This window comes from Streptomyces sp. NPDC049597 (assembly GCF_040675505.1).
Classification (GTDB): domain Bacteria; phylum Actinomycetota; class Actinomycetes; order Streptomycetales; family Streptomycetaceae; genus Streptomyces.
On record NZ_JBFAOY010000021.1, the window covers coordinates 1 to 17,846 of the forward strand.

Annotated in this window: 14 protein-coding genes and 3 pseudogenes; 10 read left to right on the forward strand and 7 right to left on the reverse strand. The window is 68.2% G+C overall.

All coding sequences use genetic code 11. The features are described 5' to 3' along the window. Both AB0K02_RS22720 and AB0K02_RS22725 read left to right on the forward strand, forming a co-directional pair. Window positions 1-3,810 (forward strand): DNA/RNA non-specific endonuclease (locus tag AB0K02_RS22720; protein WP_365994325.1); only part of this gene is annotated, 3,810 nt, incomplete at its 5' end. Between the two features lie 71 nt (window positions 3,811-3,881). Beyond that, the gene (locus AB0K02_RS22725) at window positions 3,882-4,415 is read left to right on the forward strand and encodes an SMI1/KNR4 family protein (protein ID WP_365994326.1); all 534 of its coding nucleotides are present in this window, start codon (window positions 3,882-3,884) and stop codon (window positions 4,413-4,415) included. A gap of 929 nt (window positions 4,416-5,344) precedes the next feature. Here AB0K02_RS22725 and AB0K02_RS22730 read toward each other — a convergent pair. From AB0K02_RS22730 to AB0K02_RS22740, 3 genes and pseudogenes are all read right to left on the reverse strand, one after another. After that, window positions 5,345-5,715: pseudogene (locus AB0K02_RS22730) on the reverse strand (fic family toxin-antitoxin system, toxin component). Between the two features lie 2 nt (window positions 5,716-5,717). After that, the gene (locus AB0K02_RS22735) at window positions 5,718-5,972 is read right to left on the reverse strand and encodes a hypothetical protein (protein ID WP_365994327.1); all 255 of its coding nucleotides are present in this window, start codon (window positions 5,970-5,972) and stop codon (window positions 5,718-5,720) included. 88 nt (window positions 5,973-6,060) lie between these two features. Next, entirely contained in the window at window positions 6,061-6,648 is a 588-nt protein-coding gene (locus tag AB0K02_RS22740) for a DUF4240 domain-containing protein (protein WP_365994328.1), read from the reverse strand. A 219-nt stretch (window positions 6,649-6,867) separates the two neighbouring features. On the opposite strand from AB0K02_RS22740, the gene AB0K02_RS22745 reads away from it, so the two are divergent. Then, window positions 6,868-7,272, forward strand: coding sequence for an ankyrin repeat domain-containing protein (locus AB0K02_RS22745; protein WP_365994329.1), 405 nt, complete (start codon window positions 6,868-6,870; stop codon window positions 7,270-7,272). A gap of 728 nt (window positions 7,273-8,000) precedes the next feature. On the opposite strand, the pseudogene AB0K02_RS22750 reads toward AB0K02_RS22745, so the two are convergent. The 3 genes and pseudogenes from AB0K02_RS22750 to AB0K02_RS22760 form a co-directional block, all read right to left on the reverse strand. Further along, window positions 8,001-8,545 (reverse strand): annotated as a pseudogene (locus AB0K02_RS22750) (DUF488 domain-containing protein). 97 nt (window positions 8,546-8,642) lie between these two features. Beyond that, a pseudogene (locus AB0K02_RS22755) lies at window positions 8,643-8,813 on the reverse strand (GTP cyclohydrolase I); the annotation flags it as partial. Window positions 8,814-9,031: 218 nt separating this feature from the next. Further along, on the reverse strand, window positions 9,032-9,805 hold the full coding sequence (locus AB0K02_RS22760) for an aquaporin (RefSeq protein ID WP_365994330.1): 774 nt from the start codon (window positions 9,803-9,805) through the stop codon (window positions 9,032-9,034). Between the two features lie 201 nt (window positions 9,806-10,006). Here AB0K02_RS22760 and asnB point away from each other — a divergent pair, with 201 nt between their 5' ends. The 4 genes from asnB (at window position 10,007) to AB0K02_RS22780 (ending at window position 14,574) form a co-directional block, all read left to right on the forward strand. Further along, window positions 10,007-11,860, forward strand: a complete 1,854-nt coding sequence (gene asnB, locus AB0K02_RS22765; RefSeq protein WP_365994331.1) for an asparagine synthase (glutamine-hydrolyzing) — start codon at window positions 10,007-10,009, stop codon at window positions 11,858-11,860. Between the two features lie 97 nt (window positions 11,861-11,957). Further along, a complete protein-coding gene (locus AB0K02_RS22770; protein WP_365994332.1) occupies window positions 11,958-12,179 on the forward strand; it encodes a hypothetical protein in 222 nt (73 codons plus the stop codon). A 19-nt stretch (window positions 12,180-12,198) separates the two neighbouring features. Next, window positions 12,199-12,912 carry an SDR family NAD(P)-dependent oxidoreductase gene (locus tag AB0K02_RS22775; protein ID WP_365994333.1) on the forward strand — a complete coding sequence of 238 codons (714 nt, stop codon included), beginning with the start codon at window positions 12,199-12,201 and terminating at the stop codon, window positions 12,910-12,912. Between the two features lie 1,104 nt (window positions 12,913-14,016). After that, the gene (locus tag AB0K02_RS22780; protein ID WP_365994334.1) at window positions 14,017-14,574 is read left to right on the forward strand and encodes a class I SAM-dependent methyltransferase; all 558 of its coding nucleotides are present in this window, start codon (window positions 14,017-14,019) and stop codon (window positions 14,572-14,574) included. 226 nt (window positions 14,575-14,800) lie between these two features. Here AB0K02_RS22780 and AB0K02_RS22785 read toward each other — a convergent pair whose 3' ends face one another. Further along, window positions 14,801-15,778: a WYL domain-containing protein gene (locus AB0K02_RS22785; protein ID WP_365994335.1), complete on the reverse strand. Its 978-nt coding sequence runs from the start codon at window positions 15,776-15,778 to the stop codon at window positions 14,801-14,803. Window positions 15,779-15,906: 128 nt separating this feature from the next. On the opposite strand from AB0K02_RS22785, the gene AB0K02_RS22790 reads away from it, so the two are divergent. From AB0K02_RS22790 to AB0K02_RS22800, 3 genes are all read left to right on the forward strand, one after another. After that, window positions 15,907-16,638, forward strand: coding sequence for an NIPSNAP family protein (locus tag AB0K02_RS22790; RefSeq protein ID WP_365994336.1), 732 nt, complete (start codon window positions 15,907-15,909; stop codon window positions 16,636-16,638). Window positions 16,639-17,238: 600 nt separating this feature from the next. Then, window positions 17,239-17,514, forward strand: a complete 276-nt coding sequence (locus tag AB0K02_RS22795; protein WP_365994337.1) for a hypothetical protein — start codon at window positions 17,239-17,241, stop codon at window positions 17,512-17,514. After that, window positions 17,505-17,696, forward strand: a complete 192-nt coding sequence (locus AB0K02_RS22800) for a DUF4236 domain-containing protein (protein ID WP_365994338.1) — start codon at window positions 17,505-17,507, stop codon at window positions 17,694-17,696. The genes AB0K02_RS22795 and AB0K02_RS22800 overlap by 10 nt, the downstream gene beginning before the upstream one ends. The last annotated feature ends 150 nt before the right edge of the window (window positions 17,697-17,846 follow it).

Sequence of the window (17,846 nt, forward strand, 5' to 3'; positions counted from 1 at the left end):
GAGTACTACAAGGGCGTCAACACCACCCTCGCCGGCCTCGTCTCCACCGTCGCCAACCCGGACCGGGCGCTGAAGAACGCCTGGGACGCTGCCAAGGGCGACCCGTCGGAGTTCCTCGGCCGCCTCGTCCCGGAACTCCTGGGAACCAAGGGTGCGGGCGTCGTACGCGGAGGTCTGCGCGCCGGGCTGAACGGTGCCAAACACCTGCCCGACGGCGGAGGAAAGCCGGACGGCACCCGCGGGGACCACGAAAGCAACCCGGACAGCAACGCCAAGCGCTGCAGCGAGACGGTGTGCAAGAAGGACCCCGTCGACATTGCGACCGGCCGGATGCTGCTGCCGCAGACGGACATCACGCTTCCGGGCTCCATGCCCTTGGTCTTCCAGCGCACCTTCGACTCCTCCCGGCGCTCCGGCCGCTGGTTCGGGCCCACCTGGTCCTCCACGGTCGACCAGCGACTGGAAATCGACTCGGAAGGCGTCATCTTCAGCTGCGACGAAGGCAGCCTCCTCGCCTATCCCCACCCCGCACCAGGGGTCCCGGTCATGCCCACCCACGGCCGCCGCTGGCCGCTGGACCGGGTCGACGACGGCTACACCATCACAGACCCCGACACAGGACGGGTCTGGCACTTCACCGACCACAGTGACGACCTGGCCCTGCTCGCCCAGATCGACGACCGAAACGGCCTCTGGATCGCCTTCGAGTACGACGACACAGGCGCCCCCACCTCAATCGTCCACCACGGCGGCTACAACCTGAAGCTCACCACCAGCGAAGGCCGGGTGACGGCCCTCCACCTTGCGGGAGCCGCACCGGAAGGATCCGACCAGGAGATCCTCCGCTACGGCTACACCGACGGCCACCTGACCGAGGTCACCAACTCCTCCAGCTGCGCCCTGCGTTTCGGCTGTGACGAGCACGGTCGCATTACGTCGTGGACGGACACCAACGGCAGCCGTTTCGACTACGTCTACGACGACCAGGACCGCTGCACGTACCAGGCAGGCACCAACGGCCACCTCGAATCCCGCTTCACCTGGGACGACACCGACCCGGACACCGGCCTGCGCATGACATCCCTCACGGACGGCCTGGGCAACACCGAACGCTTCCTGATCAACGACCGGTCTCAGGTGGTTGCCGAGATCAACGCCCTGGGCGCGGTCACCCGCTACGAGTACGACCGATACAACCGCCTGCTGTCCCGCACGAACCCACTGGGCCACGTCAGCCGCTCCACCTACGACGAGCACGGCCGCGTGACGGTACTGGAGCGCCCGGACGGACGGCAGGCGCGAGCGGAATACGACGACAACGGGATGCCGATACGCATCATCGGCACCGACGGCAACGTCACGCGCCAGACCTTCGACGAGCGTGGCAACCGCACGTCGGTGACTGACCCCTCCGGCGCGACGACGGAGTTCGCGTACGACGCGGTCGGCCGGCTCACCTCGGTGACGGACCCGCTCGGCGCCACCACCCGGCTGGTCCTCGACCGCCGGGGACTTCTCGTCGAGGTTACCGATCCCCTGGGAGCCACGACCCGTTACGCATATGACTCCTTCGGCCGCATGGTTCGGGTCACTGACGCTCTCGGCGCGGAGACCGTGATGGAGTGGACGGTCGAGGGCCGGCTGTCCCGCCGGACGGCACCCGACGGCATGGTGGAGTCCTGGGCTTACGACGGCGAGGGCAACTGCCTCAGTCATACGGATGTGATGGGCGGCACGACCCGCTTCACGTACACCGATTTCGACTTGCTGACCTCCCGCACCAGCCCGGACGGCGTCCGCTACGAGTTCTCCCACGACACGAACCTGCAGCTGACCCGGGTGACGAACCCGCAGGGCCTCACGTGGGACTATGCCTACGACGCGGCCGGCCGACTGGTCACGGAGACGGACTTCGACGGCCGGGCGCTGAGCTACGACTACGACGTTTCCGGCCGTATGGTCTCCCGGGCGAACGGCCTGGGCCAGCGCATCCACTTCACACACAATGTCCTCGGCCAGGTGATCCGCAAGGAGGTCGAAGGCAACGAGGTCACCACATTCGAGTACGACATCTTCGACGAACTCGCGGCGGCTGCCGGCCCAGACGCCGAACTGGAACGCCTGCGAGATCGCTATGGTCGCCTGAAGTACGAGAAGGTCAACGGTCGAACGCTGACCTTCTCGTACGACGAACTCGGCCGCAGGGTGGGGAGGACGACGCCTGGCGGTGCGGTCAGTGAATGGTCGTACGACGCAGCGGGCCGCAGGAGGAAGCTCACCGCGTCCGGACGCGAGATCGCCTTCTCCTTCGATGCCCTGGGCCGCGAAGTGGAGCGCACGGTATCGGACTTCGTGGCGCTGGCGTCATCGTTCGACGAGATGAGTCGCTTGACGGCCCAGGAGATCACGTCCGGGGGCAGTCGCCTCCAACACCGCGCATACACCTACGGCGTGGGCGGCGGCCTCGTCGGCATCAGCGATGCACTCTCCGGTGCCCGTGGCTTCGACGTGGACTCGGCCGGTCGCGTCACGGCCGTCCATGCGCGGGGCTGGACGGAGCGGTACGCCTACGACGACGCCGGGAACCAGACGGAGGCCTCCTGGCCGACGGCGCACCCGTCCCATTCGGCGACGGGCGCACGCGCGTACGAGGGCACTCGGATCACCAGAGCGGGTGCCGTCCGCTACGAACACGACGGCCAGGGGCGGATCGTCCTGCGCCAGAAGACCCGGCTCTCCCGAAAGCCCGACACCTGGCGCTACGAGTGGGACGCGGAGGACCGTCTCACCGCGGTGACGACACCGGACGGCACGGTCTGGCGGTACGCGTACGATCCCTTGGGCCGCCGAATATCCAAGCAGTCCCCCTTCGAGACGATCCACTTCACCTGGGACGGCACGACCCTCTGCGAGCAGACGACCGCGAACGTCGTCCTGACCTGGGACCACGCAGGCCCGCGCCCCCTGTCCCAGACGGAACGCCGCACGGACACTGACGACGAACGCTTCTTCGCCATCGTCACCGACTTGATCGGCACCCCGACTGAACTCGTCGACGAGTACGGCGACTTGGCTTGGCGAACCCGCACCACCCTTTGGGGCACGACGACGTGGAACCGCGACGCCACGGCATACACCCCGCTCCGCTTCCCGGGCCAGTATTTCGATCCCGAATCGGGCCTCCACTACAACTACTTCCGCTACTACGACCCGGAATCGGCCCGCTACCTCAGCCAGGATCCTCTCGGCCTCGCCCCGGCCCCGAACCCAGCGGCATACGTCCACAACCCCCTGTTGTGGGCCGATCCTCTCGGGCTTACACCCTGCAGGAAGAACGAGCCAGACGACCCTACGTGGGGCGGCAGGGTAGTTTACGGGGAACTGGACAACCTCGGGCGGCCGACGGGAATGCACGCCACACTGGGAGAGGACATGATGGGGAAGAATCCCACGGACCCGCATGGTGATCCCCCCGGTTGGCAGAAGGACAAGGGATACAACCGAGCCCATCTCCTCGGCGCACAGCTCGGCGGCTCAAACTACAATCCGGCAAATTTCGTCACCATGCACTCCTACGCCAATTCCCCCGTCATGCGGCATATTGAAAACCAAATCCGGGCCGCGGTCGAAGCCGGGGAGACCATACAGTACAGCGTCACACCTCGATACGACGGAAGTAACAAAATACCCACCGGGGTATACATCGAGGCTTACGGCTCAGACGGTTTCCAGTTCACTCAACACAGAAGCACTGGAATTACCGAGCCGGGAAACACTGCATTCATACCCAACCAGAAGAGGGGTGGCTGACGAGAGCAGCCGATGAAGCCGACCTCCTTGCAGTCCGGACCCATTGATCCTTCAGAAACAGGAGCCCCGCCATGACCAGCGCCCTTACGCGCCTCTTCGAAATCGCCCCGCCGCCGAGCGAGCCCCGCCAGAAAGATTGGGGTGAGGTCGAGCGCAGCCTCGGGACTGAGCTTCCTGCCGACTACAAGGAGCTCATCCACGTCTACGGGGGAAGTAACTGGGACGACTATCTGTACGTCCTGGAGCCCGGCTGCCCCAACGAGAACTACGACCTCATCGAATGGGCAGAGAACCAGGCCGAAGACCTGGAAGGTCTATGGGAATTCGAGAAGAAGCCGGCGGAACTGGAGGTAGAGGGGTCCCGAGTCATCCCATGGGCGACCACGGACAACGGAGAATGCCTCTACTGGCTTGTTCGGCCAGGCCTTGAACCGGACCAATGGACCGTCATGGTGAACGAGGCACGCGGCGACCGCTGGGAGCATTTCTCCGTATCCTGCACGCGCTTCCTCGCATCTTCCCTTGATGGAGAGCTGCAGTCGAACATCCTCTCGTCCATGTTCCCCCGCGCCACACATGAATTCCGCCAGCTCCGCGCGGTATGACGATGCGGCGCTCTGCCGATCCCAAGGATTTGTCGTGGGGGTGCTCGATGCCCGGGGCCAGCAGGCCATGGGTTCCACGCTCCACGGCAGGGCGGCAGAGCGCGGCCAGTTCGGAAGTCGCCCAGTGCAGGCGCGTCTACGCCGGCACGCAGATCGTCGGGGAAGTCGGTTCCAGCCAGCCCCGTTTGTGGCAGGACGACCTCATGTTGATCAGAAAGGGCGATGCCACATAGGCCCCCCGAAGGCCGTCCACGCTGAGCGATGGCGGCTTCCCAGACATGTTGTAGTTCGGCAACCTTCGAGTCGGACATCAGAACGATCTCAGTCATGAAGCGATCATCTCGTGACCTTGCGCCCCCTTCAGCCGGGATCTTCCAGGCGGCTGCGACAACGCGTCTCCCGAACCGGGTCAGCTTCATGGCCGTGCCGCATTCGGCTCGTTCGATGAGGGGCTGCCCGAAGTCCGCTTCGAGGCGGCGTGCAGACGTCGGCCGTGGTTTGGGTTGCGCGGCTTCCAACGGTCACCGTGCGATGCTTCCGCACGGGCCCTGGCCACTGCCCGTCGGTGGAGGCGTCATCGTGGGCGTAGGTCGCGGGAACCGGGCAAGCTGCTGACCGGTGACGCCCGCTGCTCCCCACACCCGCAGGGATGGTCCCTCCCCCAGTACCTTGGAGCGGTAGTTCGGCTTCTGCTCCCCGCACCCGCGGGGACGGTCCCCCGCCGAACCGCGCCATCCAGTCGGACCAAGACTGTTCCCCCCACCCGCGGAAATTTCCATCGAGACTACTCAGATCACGTACTCCCGCACGCGCGGGGACGGCCCCTCGGCCTGGCACGAACACTTCGAGCAGGAGTGGTGCCCCGCGGCAACGCCTCGATGACCGTGAAGTACCTGGACCTCAGCCCCCGCAAGGCTACGTTCTGACGATCAGGGCCGCCACGTCCGCAGCAGCCCGGCTGTCCGCACGACTGTGCTGTTGGGGGCGTACAGCTCGCTTGCCGGAGCGGATAGTTTTCTCGTGTGGGTGCCACAGGGATGCCGCTGGCTTCGAGGTACATCACGCCCACCGCGCAGGCGACCTTGAGGTTGGAGCACTCCAGCCAGCGCAGTCGGCCCAGCGTGTGGACCAGGGCCGCGGCTCGGGCGTAGGCGCCGCCGTAGACAGGGGTGTCAAGCAGCTCGGCGCGGTGTCGGGCCACAGCGGCGATGGCCACGCCGAGGTCATCAGGGGCAGGGTCGCGGTGGCCGGCGCGCTCAGCTGCTTCGAGGATCCATGAGAGATCCACGTGCAGGGACACGCTCACGCAGCGGCGCCCCGGGGAGCGGAGTGCTGCCTGTCGAGGTCCGCCTCGAGATTGTCGAGGAAGGAACGGTGCTCGTCGAGGAGACGCTGTGCGCTCGCCATGCCGGCTGCGCGGGCACCGGAGGTGTCCTCGGCGATGAGCCGCTCGATGTACCGGTTGAAGTCCAGACCTCGGGCCGCTGCTGCATCTTTTCCGGCGGCGAGGACATCGGGCTCGAGCCGTAGCTGGGTTTGCTTCTTCGTCGAGGCCATGCCGTCGAGGTAGCAGGGCGGTAGCAGAGTGTCGAGCCGGAACAGGTCCCGCCCAGGCTGTGCGGCCGAGGGTCGTACGCGGCCAAGATCATTCGCGCACCGGCAGCGGGAACATCGCGCTGAGCTGCGGCAGCCTTCGGACCACCTCGTCTTCCTGACGCACGTCCCACCGCTGCCCCGCAGGGGCGGGGCGGACGGGTCCTCCGTTCTGCCGGGCGTCAAACGCGTCGTAGAAGGCCTCTCCGTCGTCTTTCACTCCGGTCAGGGCTGCGTACGCCTCCATCGCGACGTAGTCGAGGCTTTCCCACTCGGGCCACTCGTCGCCCCAGCTACGCAGCGGGCGGCCCGCCAAGCGCCGGACCTCCGTAACCCGGGCCAGGGAGTCAGGGCCCGACATCGCCTCCTCGAAGGCCTCCCGGCCGAGCCCGACCAGCCACAGTCGGAAGTAGCAGAACCCGTCGTCGGAGCACCAGCCCTCGAAAATCCGCTCCGCCGCGGCCCACAAGTCCCAGGTGAATGCTTCCTCGATCACCCGATCCAGGTGCAACTGGAACTGCACCGCCTCGCCTGGTCCGCGCCGCGTCAGTTCCTCCCGCAGCCACGCGAGCCGATCGTCCCTGCCGAGAGCTTGCTGCCGGCACTGCTCTATGAGGTCCCAGAAGGAGTCGATGTCCACGGAGGAACTGTGCCAGCCGCCACCGACAGCATGGGGGTGACCCTATGAGCGCAAGCTGGACGAGGATGTGCGGCATGGTGGCTGCGGATGAAGACCTCGGCTGGATGGGCCGCTCAGCGGTGCACTACGGGGCATTGCATGGTGATGCCGCCGGGGTGAGGGCTGCGCTGGAGGGTGGGGCCGATCCGGGCCTTGCGGACCAGAGCGGGATGACCCCGTTTGCACTTCGCCGCCCAGTCCCAGAGTGCTGATGTTGCCGAGATGCTCTTGGAGGCAGGAGCGACTGTCGATGTCGGCGATGGGAACGGCAACACGGCACTGTTCACCGCGGTGTTCCACCATCGAGGTGACCCTGCGACGCTTCGCGCTCTGCTGCCGGCAGGAGCGGCTCCCTGGCGGAAGAATCTGACGGATGTCAGCCCCCGCGGCCTCGCCGAGGTGATCGGCAACTACGACGTCGCGATGCACGTTCGCGGCGTGCGACAGCTGCTTTCCTCGTCCGGGCGAGGGTCAGGGTCATCTCAATGCCTTCGATCCCGCCGAGCCATTCCCTTTCCTCGGCTCGCCTGCGGAGGAGGAGGTCCTTCTCGATCTCGGCGAGCCGGGGCAGCATTTTGGGGTTGACCCGAGGCATTGGGCAACGGATGCAAGCGTGCTCATGCTGGCAGGGTGATCCGTATGGCTGAGCACAGTTGCCGAGTTCGACCTTGCGCTTGTCGAAGGGCTCCTCGAACTCGGCCCATTCCTCCGGCGTGACGTCGACGTATTCGCCCTCGGGCATCCCTGGTGCAGTCGTGGCCCTGCTCTGGTTGAGTCAGGGCAACTCATGTCCTGGCGGTCATGCTGTCGGGTGGTCAGTTGGAGATTTGCGGGCGGCGACGTGGAACTGCCGGGAGTTGACCGCGCAAAATCATGTTTATGTCCTGGCGGCCGCAGTCAGCGCCTGGCCGGGGATGGTGCCAGCCACGGCGAGGCGCCCAAACGCCCGGCACACCCCTGTGGTCTCGGGAGCGCCCCCGGCTGTGCCGGCCTGCTTGATCGTCCAGTGATAGGTGGAAGGACGCCCGACGTGGCCCTTGCCACGGCCGGTGACCCACCTGCTGCGGCGTGGTGATGGCACCGGGGGTGAGGGCAATGATCGCGTTGGCGGCCGGCTCCGTCACCGCGATGGACACAGTGTCGGGTGCCGGCCAACCCCTCGACCTCGTCACGCCATCCCGGCGGGGGCAGACAGTCGTGGAATTGGTCCGGCGCCCCGGACAGAACCCGAGACAGCCACGCGCCACGGCCGACGCCAGCGCCTCCCCACGCAGCCTGTTGAGTTCCTGGAGCGGGCCCCTCGATGACCGCTGTCACGGCGGCCGGGAGCCGGCGTCGTCGTACACAAGAAGGCCGTCGGCACGAAGGCGCACGCCCGGCGTCGGATTGTGCACGTGAGGCGTCCATCGTGCATGAGGTGGTGGACGAGCACGCCGCGGGCCAGGACGGCGAAGTCGGCGATCAGGCGCCGGTGGCATCGCCACCACACCGCCTCGCTGCACATCACCGTGGTGCGCTCCTCACCCGCTTGGCGCACGAGGGCGTCCATGGCCGAGACGAACTCCGGGCTGCGTGTATGAGCGGCGTAACCGCGGAAGGACTCATTGCGCCATACCGTGTCGGGAGAGTCCGGCGGCGGTTTGCGGAAGCCGCCCAAGCGCGGCTCCCACCGATAGGCGATGTGCTCTTCGGGCATCCACTGGGCCAGCCGTTGCCGTGACAGGTCCGGGTCACGGCGACTGCCGGGAGCGGTCCTGACATCCACGACGGCGGTGACGCCGGCTTCTCGGAGGAGTTCTGCCAGCGAGCCCCGGTCCGCGGTGCTGTGGCCGAAGGTGATCAGCTCGAGCCGGGGCATCGTGCACCCGTCTACAGGGTCGGTCCGATCGAGATTCATACAGCCAGTTCAGCAGCTTCCGGCCAGCCCGGCGCCGCCCCGCCCCGCTTGACTGTGGTCAGCGGGGCAAGCCGGTCAGGGCCAGGAACTCACTGCGAGACCGCGCATCGCTGCGCAGCACGCCGAGGAACGTGGAGGCCATCGTCGTCGTCCCGGTGGCCTGGACGCCGCGCAGCGTCATACAGGCGTGTTCGGCCTTGATGACCAGGAAATGCCCTGCTGCGAGTTCGGCGGCCGTCAGATCCACCCCGGCCACGTCGTGGACCACACGCAGCGCAGCAGGCGCCGGAGGCGGCAGCCGCTGTGGGGCAGGGCGTGCAGTTCCAGGTGCGCGAGGTCGCCATCGCCTTCCGGCCGGGCACTCTCGGACGCCGCGAGCGGCAGCCCGGCCACCCCGCAGGGGGTATCCGGCCGGCGGACCGGATGCCGCCCCCTGCGGCGGCTGCCTCAGCGCGACGGGGCCCGCCACTTCAGCAGTCCGGCCACCAGGGCTGCCAGCAGCGACCCCGCCACCGGAGCCAGTACGTAGACCCACAGCAGCCCGGTCGTGCCGGAGACCAGCGCGGGTCCGAACTGGCGCGCCGGGTTGGCGCCGCCGCCCGAGAGCGGCCCGAGAAAGATGATCACGGCGGCGACGCAGGCGCCCACCACCGCGGGAAGGTACGTCAGCAGGTGCGGGCGCGTACCGGCGAAGGCCACGATGAGCATGATCACGGCCATGGCGCCGGCCTCCGCGGCGAACACGGCCCCGGTGCTCCAGTCGGCAGCCGGCATCAGCGCGGCGTCCCCGACCCTGGCGGCCGCGTCACCCCACGCCAGGCGTGCCAGCCCCACACCGGCCACCGAGCCGGCCAACTGCGCGACGACGAACGGCAGAACGGCCTGGACGGGGAAGACCCGCAGCAGCCACAGCCCGATGGTGACGGCCGGGTTCAGGTGCCCGGCGGTCTCACGGCGCATGGACGGCCCGAGCACGAGCACGACGATCACACCGACCAGCAGGCCCATGGCCACGAGCTGGCTGGTCAGCGTCGGAAAGAGGTCCGCGAGGGGCGTGCCGGGTCCCGCCATCCAGCGGACGGCCGTGACCACGGTGAACAGCATGCCGGTGGACAGCGCGAACTCGTAGAGGGCGGTTTCCAGGACGCGGGGCACCCGCCTTCGCACGCGTACGGGAGGTTGTTCGGTCCGTGGACCGGTATCGAGGGAGGTCCCAGTCATGCTCGGAATGTGGGGCCCCGCCCGGGCCCCGGCAACGTCCGGCGCGCCACTTCGTCAGGTGCCGCGAACCTGAAGAAGCCCCGGTCATCTGACGAAGTGGACCGGCGCTCGTGGACCGGTCCATCCGCCGTGCAGCACATTCATGCGAGTCGGCCAGGGACTGGCCCGGCGCTCCCCTTGAACGAGAGGAACCGATCACCTATGTGCGGCCTTGCCGGATGGGTTAGTTTCCAGCGCGATCTGACGGCGCACACCGATACCGCGTCGGCCATGACGGACACCATGGAGTGCCGCGGACCGGACGCGGGTGGGCTATGGACCTCGACCCACGCGATCCTCGGCCACCGCCGCCTGGCGATCATCGACCTCGAGGGCGGAAAGCAGCCCATGGTCGCCGACGTCGACGACGACACGCAGCCGGTGATCACGTACACCGGCGAGGTGTACAACTTCCAGGAGCTGCGCGAGGAGCTGCGCGGTCTGGGCCACGAGTTCCGCACGAGCAGCGACACCGAGGTCGTCCTACGCGCCTACGTCGAGTGGGGCGCCGACTTCGCCGAGCGCCTCAACGGCATCTACGCCTTCGCCATCTGGGACCCGCGGACCGAGGAACTGCTCCTCATCCGCGACCGGATGGGCGTCAAGCCGCTCTACTACTACCCCACCGCCGACGGGGTGCTCTTCGGCTCCGAGCCCAAGGCGATCCTGGCCCACGACGAGGCTGAGGCCGTCGTCGACGCCGAGGGTCTCAAGGAGATCTTCAGCATCGTCAAGACCCCCGGGCACGCCGTCTACAAGGGCATGCACGAGGTCGAGCCGGCCACGATCGTCCGCTTCACCCGCGAAGGCCGCAGCGAGAGCACCTACTGGGAGCTGAAGGCCCAGCCGCACACCGACGACCTCGACACCACGATCAACAACGTGCGCCACCTGCTCGAGGACATCGTCGAGCGCCAGCTCGTCGCCGACGTCACCGTCGGCACCCTGCTCTCGGGCGGACTGGACTCCAGCGCCGTGACCGCGCTCGCCGCCAAGGCCCTCACCAAGCAGGGCGTCGAGCAGCCCATCCGCGCCTTCTCCGTGGACTTCGTGGGCCACGACGAGCGCTTCGAAGCCAACGTCCAGTGGGCCGACCCGGACACCCCGTTCGCCGTCGAGGTCGCCAAGCAGGTCGGCGCTGAGCACATCATCGTCGAGCTCGACAACGAGGACATCCTCGACCCGGAGGTGCGCAGCACCGTCCTGCGGGCGCAGGACCTGCCGGTCTCCACCGGCGACATGGAGTACTCGCTCCTCATCCTGTGCCGCGCGCTCAAGGAGCAGATGACCGTCGCGCTGTCCGGCGAGGCGGCCGACGAACTCTTCGGCGGCTACACCTGGTTCCACGACAAGGAGGCCGTCGAGTCGGACACCTTCCCGTGGCACCACCCCTTCGAGAAGGCCGGCGGTATCGGCGCGCTGAAGACGGTGGGGCTGTGGGACAAGCTCGGCCTCACCGAGTACATCAAGGAGCGCTACGCCGAAGCGCTGGAGCAGGTCCCCCGCCTGGAGGGAGAGAGCGGGCTCGAGGAGCGGATGCGCGAGGTCACGTACCTCAACCTGACCCGCTGGGAGAACTTCCTGCTGGACCGCAAGGACCGGATCAGCATGGCGGTCAGCCTGGAGGTGCGCGTCCCGTTCACCGACCACCGCCTCGTTGAGTACGTCTACAACACTCCCTGGGCGATGAAGACTTTCGACGGCCGCGAGAAGAGCCTGCTGCGTGCCTCCATGCGCGGTCTGCTGCCGGACTCGGTCCTCGACCGCAAGAAGAACCCGTACCCCTCCACCCAGGACCGCAAGTACGAACTGGCTCTGCGCGAGCAGGTCGAGTCCCTCCTGGTCGAGGGCGCCCCGGTGCTGCAGCTCGTCTCCGAGGCCGACATCCGCAAGCTGCTCGACGTGCCCGAGGGCTCCTACGGGGTCGGCGGCCCGTGGAGCGCCCGCGCCGTCCTGGAGCGCCTGATCGAGTTCAACACCTGGGTCACCGAGTACGACGTCCGCGTCGAGCTCTGATCGCCGGCCGCCGGCCGCCGGGCGGCGGCCGGCGCAGCCGCGCCCGTACCTCCGCGCCCAGGAAGCCCGTACTCATGAAGGACGTGAAGAAACGGACATGGTGAACGGCACCGCAGGTCTACGAGCAGTGGCCACGGCCGAGGGCCCGCGGATCCAGGGCAGCCCGTACTTCTTCGCGGCCGGCGGATACGCCTCGCACAACCCCGGCGCCACGTTCACGTGGAGGGGATCCCCCTACGAGGGCGGCCTCCCGCGGCCGGACGACTACAGCACCGCGTGGGCCGATGAACTGCTCGACACGATTCACCGAGATCAGTAGAGAAAGAGGAGCTCGATCCATGTCCGAACGATTTGCTGGAAAGGTCGCCCTGGTCGCGGGAACGGGCGACGGCATCTGCCAGGAGGCGGCAGTCGCGTTCGCCCGCGCGGGCGCGCGCGTCATGGTCGCTGGGCCGGACCCGGAGGAACTGGCGGGCACGCTGAAGCTGATCCGCGATGCGGGAGGGGAGGCCGACAGCGTCGCGGCGGACATCACGAGGGGCGGCTCGGCCGCCGCCGCGGGCATGGTGGCGGCTGCGGTGAAGCGGTTCGGCGCGCTGGACATCGCGTTCAACAACGCGACCGTCACCGGGCCGAACAGCAACGTCGCCGACATCGCCGAGGACGTGTGGGCCGACATCCTCGCCGCCAATCTCACGGGGGTCTTCATGGCGATGAAGCACGAGCTCGCGCACATGGAGTCGCGCGGTCGCGGAGTGATCGTGAACACCGCCTGCAACATGGCGAGCAGCGGGCGGCTGGTGGGCATGAGCGCCTACGCGGCTTCGAAAGCGGCGCTGAGCGCGTTGACCCGTACAGCCGCGCACGAGTACAAGGGCAAGGGCATCCGGATCAACGCCATCAGTCCCGGGCCGGCGCACGAGGAGGGGGCGAACCTCGCCGACGGGGCGACCGCCGCAGAGGTCGCCGAGACGGTGGTGTGGCTGTGTTCCGACGAGGCTTCCTTCGTCATCGGCCACGACATGGTGCTCGACAAGAAGTTCGTGGTCTGAGATTCCCTCGGCGGCGTCCTCCGTCCGCCACGCCCGTCGCTGGGTTCCCGGTCGAGGTCATGATCGGAAACAGTGGGTCGGTCCCGGAGCGCGCCGGTGCCCGGGAGCCCGTCGCCCTCGGCACGATCGCGCGGTCCACGAGCACACGCTGGAAGCCGAGCCGTATCCCCGGTGTCACCCTGTACACCCCTGCCGACGCGGAGCTGTCGGCGGGCAGTGGGCAAAGATTGCCGCCGAAGTCGGCGGGGCAGTCCTTGACGACCGGCCGCAGATGCCGTTCGGCCACGCAATACGGGGTGCTTCAGGGCCGCATGGTCACGGGCCGCCCGATCGTCTGTGGCGTCCCGGTCTGTCTTGTGGATCCGGGCTCGCCGCTGCGGCACCCCGGCGGCGAAGGCGGCGTCCACCTCCTCGACGGAGGACAAGCCCCGGCCGGACGGGACGTCGTCGCGGACGATCAGGACCTGGCGCTCGACCCGGCCCTTGCCGGCGGGGCGGTGGGCGGCCGGCACGTCGATGTCGAAGTCGTCGTGGCTGGCGAAGGCGGCCGGCCACTACCGGGTGCGGCCGGACCGCCTCGCCCGGGGCGACGTGCCGGCACACGACCGGCTTTTCCGGTGCAGACCACCACCCAGTCGAGTCCCCTGGTGACGGAGGAGAAGTTGCCGGTGTTGTGGTCGTTGGGGACGTTGACGTTCCATAGCCGGGTGCCCAAAGCGACGCCGGCCGGCCCGATCCCGCGCCGACGACCCGACGACCCGACGGCCCGGACCTGCCGTTCAGTCCGCTCAGGCCTTCGGCGTGGTCAGGGCGTTCGACACGTTCACCCTGATCAGCGTATTCACGCCACAACGGGTGGCGGTACGCCGCAAGTGGAGGAATCCATAGGCCGGTCTGCCCGGCCGGCAGGCACCCACGGCGTTCCTCGCCCACGATCATGTAAGTGGCGTCACCGTAGCGCTGCTCGTTCAGCAGGGCGGTCACGTCGACGGGACGTCCGGGCAGCGCCAGTTCCGCGGTGTCCAGGGCCCGCCGGTACTGCGAGGAGCACACGTACGGGTCGCGGCCCGCGAGGCCCTCGAGCGCGCTGCGCAGCCACTGGCATTGCCGGAAGCCGCAACCGGCGCCTCCGCCGAACTCGGCGACGCCCGCGCCCTGACCGCTGCCGGCAGCACCTACGACGTCGTCCTCCTGCTGGGCCCGCTCTACCACCTCCTGGACCGCGAAGACCGGCTGAAAGCCCTCGCCGAAGCCGGACGCGTGGTGCGACCCGGCGGACTCGTCGCCGCTGCCACGATCGGCCGGTACGCCTCGCTTGTTCGAACACACCGCCACGACATGGCTCGGCACGAGAGACCGAGTCCGCGACGCCGTCGCAGACATCCTCCGAACGGGCGTTCACGAGTCAGGCCGCAAGGGTTTCACCGGCCTCCTTGGCAACTCACTCACCGTGCGGCCGAGCCATGCACCGCAGACCCGGGAATTAGCCTTCCGCATCCACGCACTGCTGTTTGCCGACACCCGCCGCCAGCTGACCAGCCCGAAGGAACTCCGCCCCTTCTGCAGCCACGCAGCGACGTCGTCCTCCTCACCATGAACGTCAGGGCGCAGGCCGAATCGAAGACGCTCCATTGCCTCCTGCGCAGCAGGGCGTGGACCTGAACATCGCCGTCGTCGGCAACGGCTGCACACCGCATACCATCGGCTAATCCACCACCGGAGCAGCACATCCTCTCCCGCGCCGGCGCCGAGTGGACGAGCGGCTTCGAGCGGGTGGTCTTGTCCACGAGTCTCAACAGCAGTTTTCACTATCTTGGGAGGTGCCCGGTTGGCGCCGAGGTCGATGTTCACGAGAACTGACAGCCCCCTCCGACGGGGTCTTCTGGCGTCAGTGGCGTTCGTAGGCTCGGGCGAGTACCTCGACGGTGGCGGCCATGGCCTGGCGCAGTTCGGCCGGTGCGACGACCTCGACGTCCACACCGAGTCGTAGCAGCTCGCCGCATGCGTGCTCAGTGCCCTCGGTCGGGATGACCGCCTCGACCCATCCGTCGTCGCCGACGGCGGTCGCGGTGGAATCGACCGCCCGCACCACCTCCGGGGGGAGGTTGTCGGGCAGGCGCCGGCGTCCCCGAGGAGACAGACGGATGGTGGCTTTGCCGGTGTAGCGGCGCGCCTGGAAATCGTCAAGGTAGGAGGCCCAGTACGCGCCCAGGTCGAAGCCCTGCGGCTGGTCGAACCGCTCGTCGCCCAGCACCGCGTCGAGGACCTGGGCGACACGGTAGGTCGCGATCCCCTTCTCTGCCGCGGCTACGAGGTACCAGATGCCGGACTTGAGTACCAGGCCATAGGGGCGAAGGCGGCGATGCACCTCCTGCGGCGCGCGCCAACGGCGGTAGCGCACGTCCACCGCACGCCGGGTGAGCACCGCGTCGGCGAAGAGAGGCAGATAGGGCGCCTGTTCGGGCTCTCGGTACCAGCCGGGCGCGTCGAGGTGGAACACCGCCGCGGTCCGCGCGGCCTCTTCGCGCAGTTGCGCCGGCAGCGCGGCCAGCAGCTTCAGCCGCGCCGCCGTCACCTCGGCCGCGAGCCCCAGGTCGGCCGCGGCCTCAGGCAGTCCGGCGAAGAACAGTGCCCGCGCTTCACCTTCGCTCATCCCGGTCAGGCGGGTGCGATAGCCGTCGAGTAGCTGGTAGCCACCTCCGCGGCCCGGATCCGCGTAGACGGGAACCCCTGCGGCCTGCAGGCGCGCCAGGTCACGGTACGCGGTCCGCACGGACACTCCCAGCTCATCAGCGATCACCTGCGCGGACAAGCGCCCACGGGATTGCAGCAACAGCAGTACCGACAGCAGTCGACTGGCAGACACGGATGCATTCTCCTCGAAAACCCTGACAGCACCTGGCACACGGCTCCCCTACCGTCAATCCGCGCCCGGCTCCGACCGAACGAGCCGTGAGCTCATACCCAGGAAGAGCACCGGACAGGAGTCCCACTGTGCCCCCTACCGACCCCGCCGCCGTGATCGAGCTTCGCCGGTACAGGCTGCGTCCCCGTCGGCGCGACGAGCTCATCGAGCTGTTCGACCGGGAGTTGGTTGAATCTCAGGAAGAAACCGGGATGATCGTGCTCGGCCAGTTCCGGGATCTCGACGATCCGGACCACTTTGTCTGGCTGCGAGGATTCCGGGACATGGCGGCGCGCCATCGCGCGCTCACGGCCTTCTATGGCGGCCCCGTCTGGGCCAGGCACGGCCCCCAGGCAAATGACACCATGATCGACTCAGACGATGTCCTCCTCCTGCGCCCCGCTTCGGCGGGGATCGGCTTCGCCGTCTCCTCCTCGAGTAGGCCCCAGATCGGTGCACCGGCGCCAGACCGGTTCGTGGCCACCACCGTGTGGTCCTTCCCTCCCGGACGACACGAGGGCATCGCACTGATCCGGGACGGTCTCCTCCCCGTGCTCCTGGACACGGGACCCGCCCCGCTCGCCCTCCTGATCACCGAGCCCGCGCACAACACATTCCCCAGGCTGCCGGTTCGGACCGGAGAGAACGTCGCCGCGATCTTCACCTCGTACCCCGACGAGAGTGCGCACCAGCGCCACCTCACCGACATACAGGCCCATCCCCTCACACGGGAGGAGATCCTGCCGGGCATCAAGCGAGAACAGACAGCGGCACCCCAGATACTCCGGCTGACGCCCACAGGTCGCTCGCTCATCTCCTGACCTGACTCGTGAGCTGACAATCTCGGCCGGACCTGACCGCTCGTGCGCGGTCAGCCTGGAATGCCTTGCGCATCAGCGCCACGCCGACCAGGGAGTTGTCGAGACCGGAGGCGTCCCTGACGGCAGCCTCGACCGGCACACCCTGATCGCCGGACCGTCCGACTGGGGCGAGTCCGGCACCCTCGGGGGCTCGCCGACGCCCCGACGTCGGCATCCGTGGCAACGACATGAAGCCCGGTTCCGTGGAGCTCGGCCCGTGGGAGCCGCTGATGAAGCGCGTAGTCAAGGGGGCTGCAGAGGCAACCCGACCTCCTCGACTTCATCCGTCCGAATGCGACCACCCCGGCAAATTCTCGCCGACCTGCCCGCGGAAACTACCCCAACCTGTATTCCACCCGCACCGGTGAAGCAGGCCACGCCCCGTTCGTCTTCGGGCAGGGATGCCAGAACCGCGGATGGCGACTCGAAGAGCTCGACCTCCCTGGCAGTTCCTCATCACAACCCTGCCAGATTTCGCCGAACGAAAGGAGTGCCGGGCCGAGTACGTCAGCGAGGCCCACACACCAGGCCGCCCCGCCAGCCCGACCCTGTTGCGGCAGCGTGCCACCAACCCCCCGCCCCGATCCCCTCTACCACCCCAACGAGACCCTCGTTGGCCGAGACGAGCAGCTCGACCTGTACCGCGAATTCCAGCGCCTGGGATCCGCGGGCGAGAACGAATTCACCGAGGACGGCCCCTTCGCCTCCCGCGACACCGTCCGCCGAGCCCTCGCCGTATGGGAGAAGCGCGGCGTCCAGTCCCGCCGCGAAGGCCGCGCCACCCGCTACTACCTGCCGACCACAACTGACCAGAAGGAGAACCGCCCGTGCCCCTGACCTTCCGCAAGAGTTTCCGAATCTTCCCCGGCGTCCGCCTCAACATCAGCCGCCGTTCCTGGTCCGTCACCCTGGGCGCCGGCCGTGGCCCCCGGCACACCATCAGCAGCAACGGGCAGCGCACCACCTCGATGGACCTGCCCGGCCCCTTCGGCTACCGCAGCCGGTCCCGGCGCCGCTGAAACGCACCCCACGACGGTGGCCGCCCGCCCGGCCGGCGGCCACCGCATCATCCACCCACGACCCACCTGAAGGAGCCCCGACCCCGTGAACCGCCTACGGCCTGCTTCGTCAGGGGACCATCCCCGCGCGCGTGGGGAACGCGCCTACCT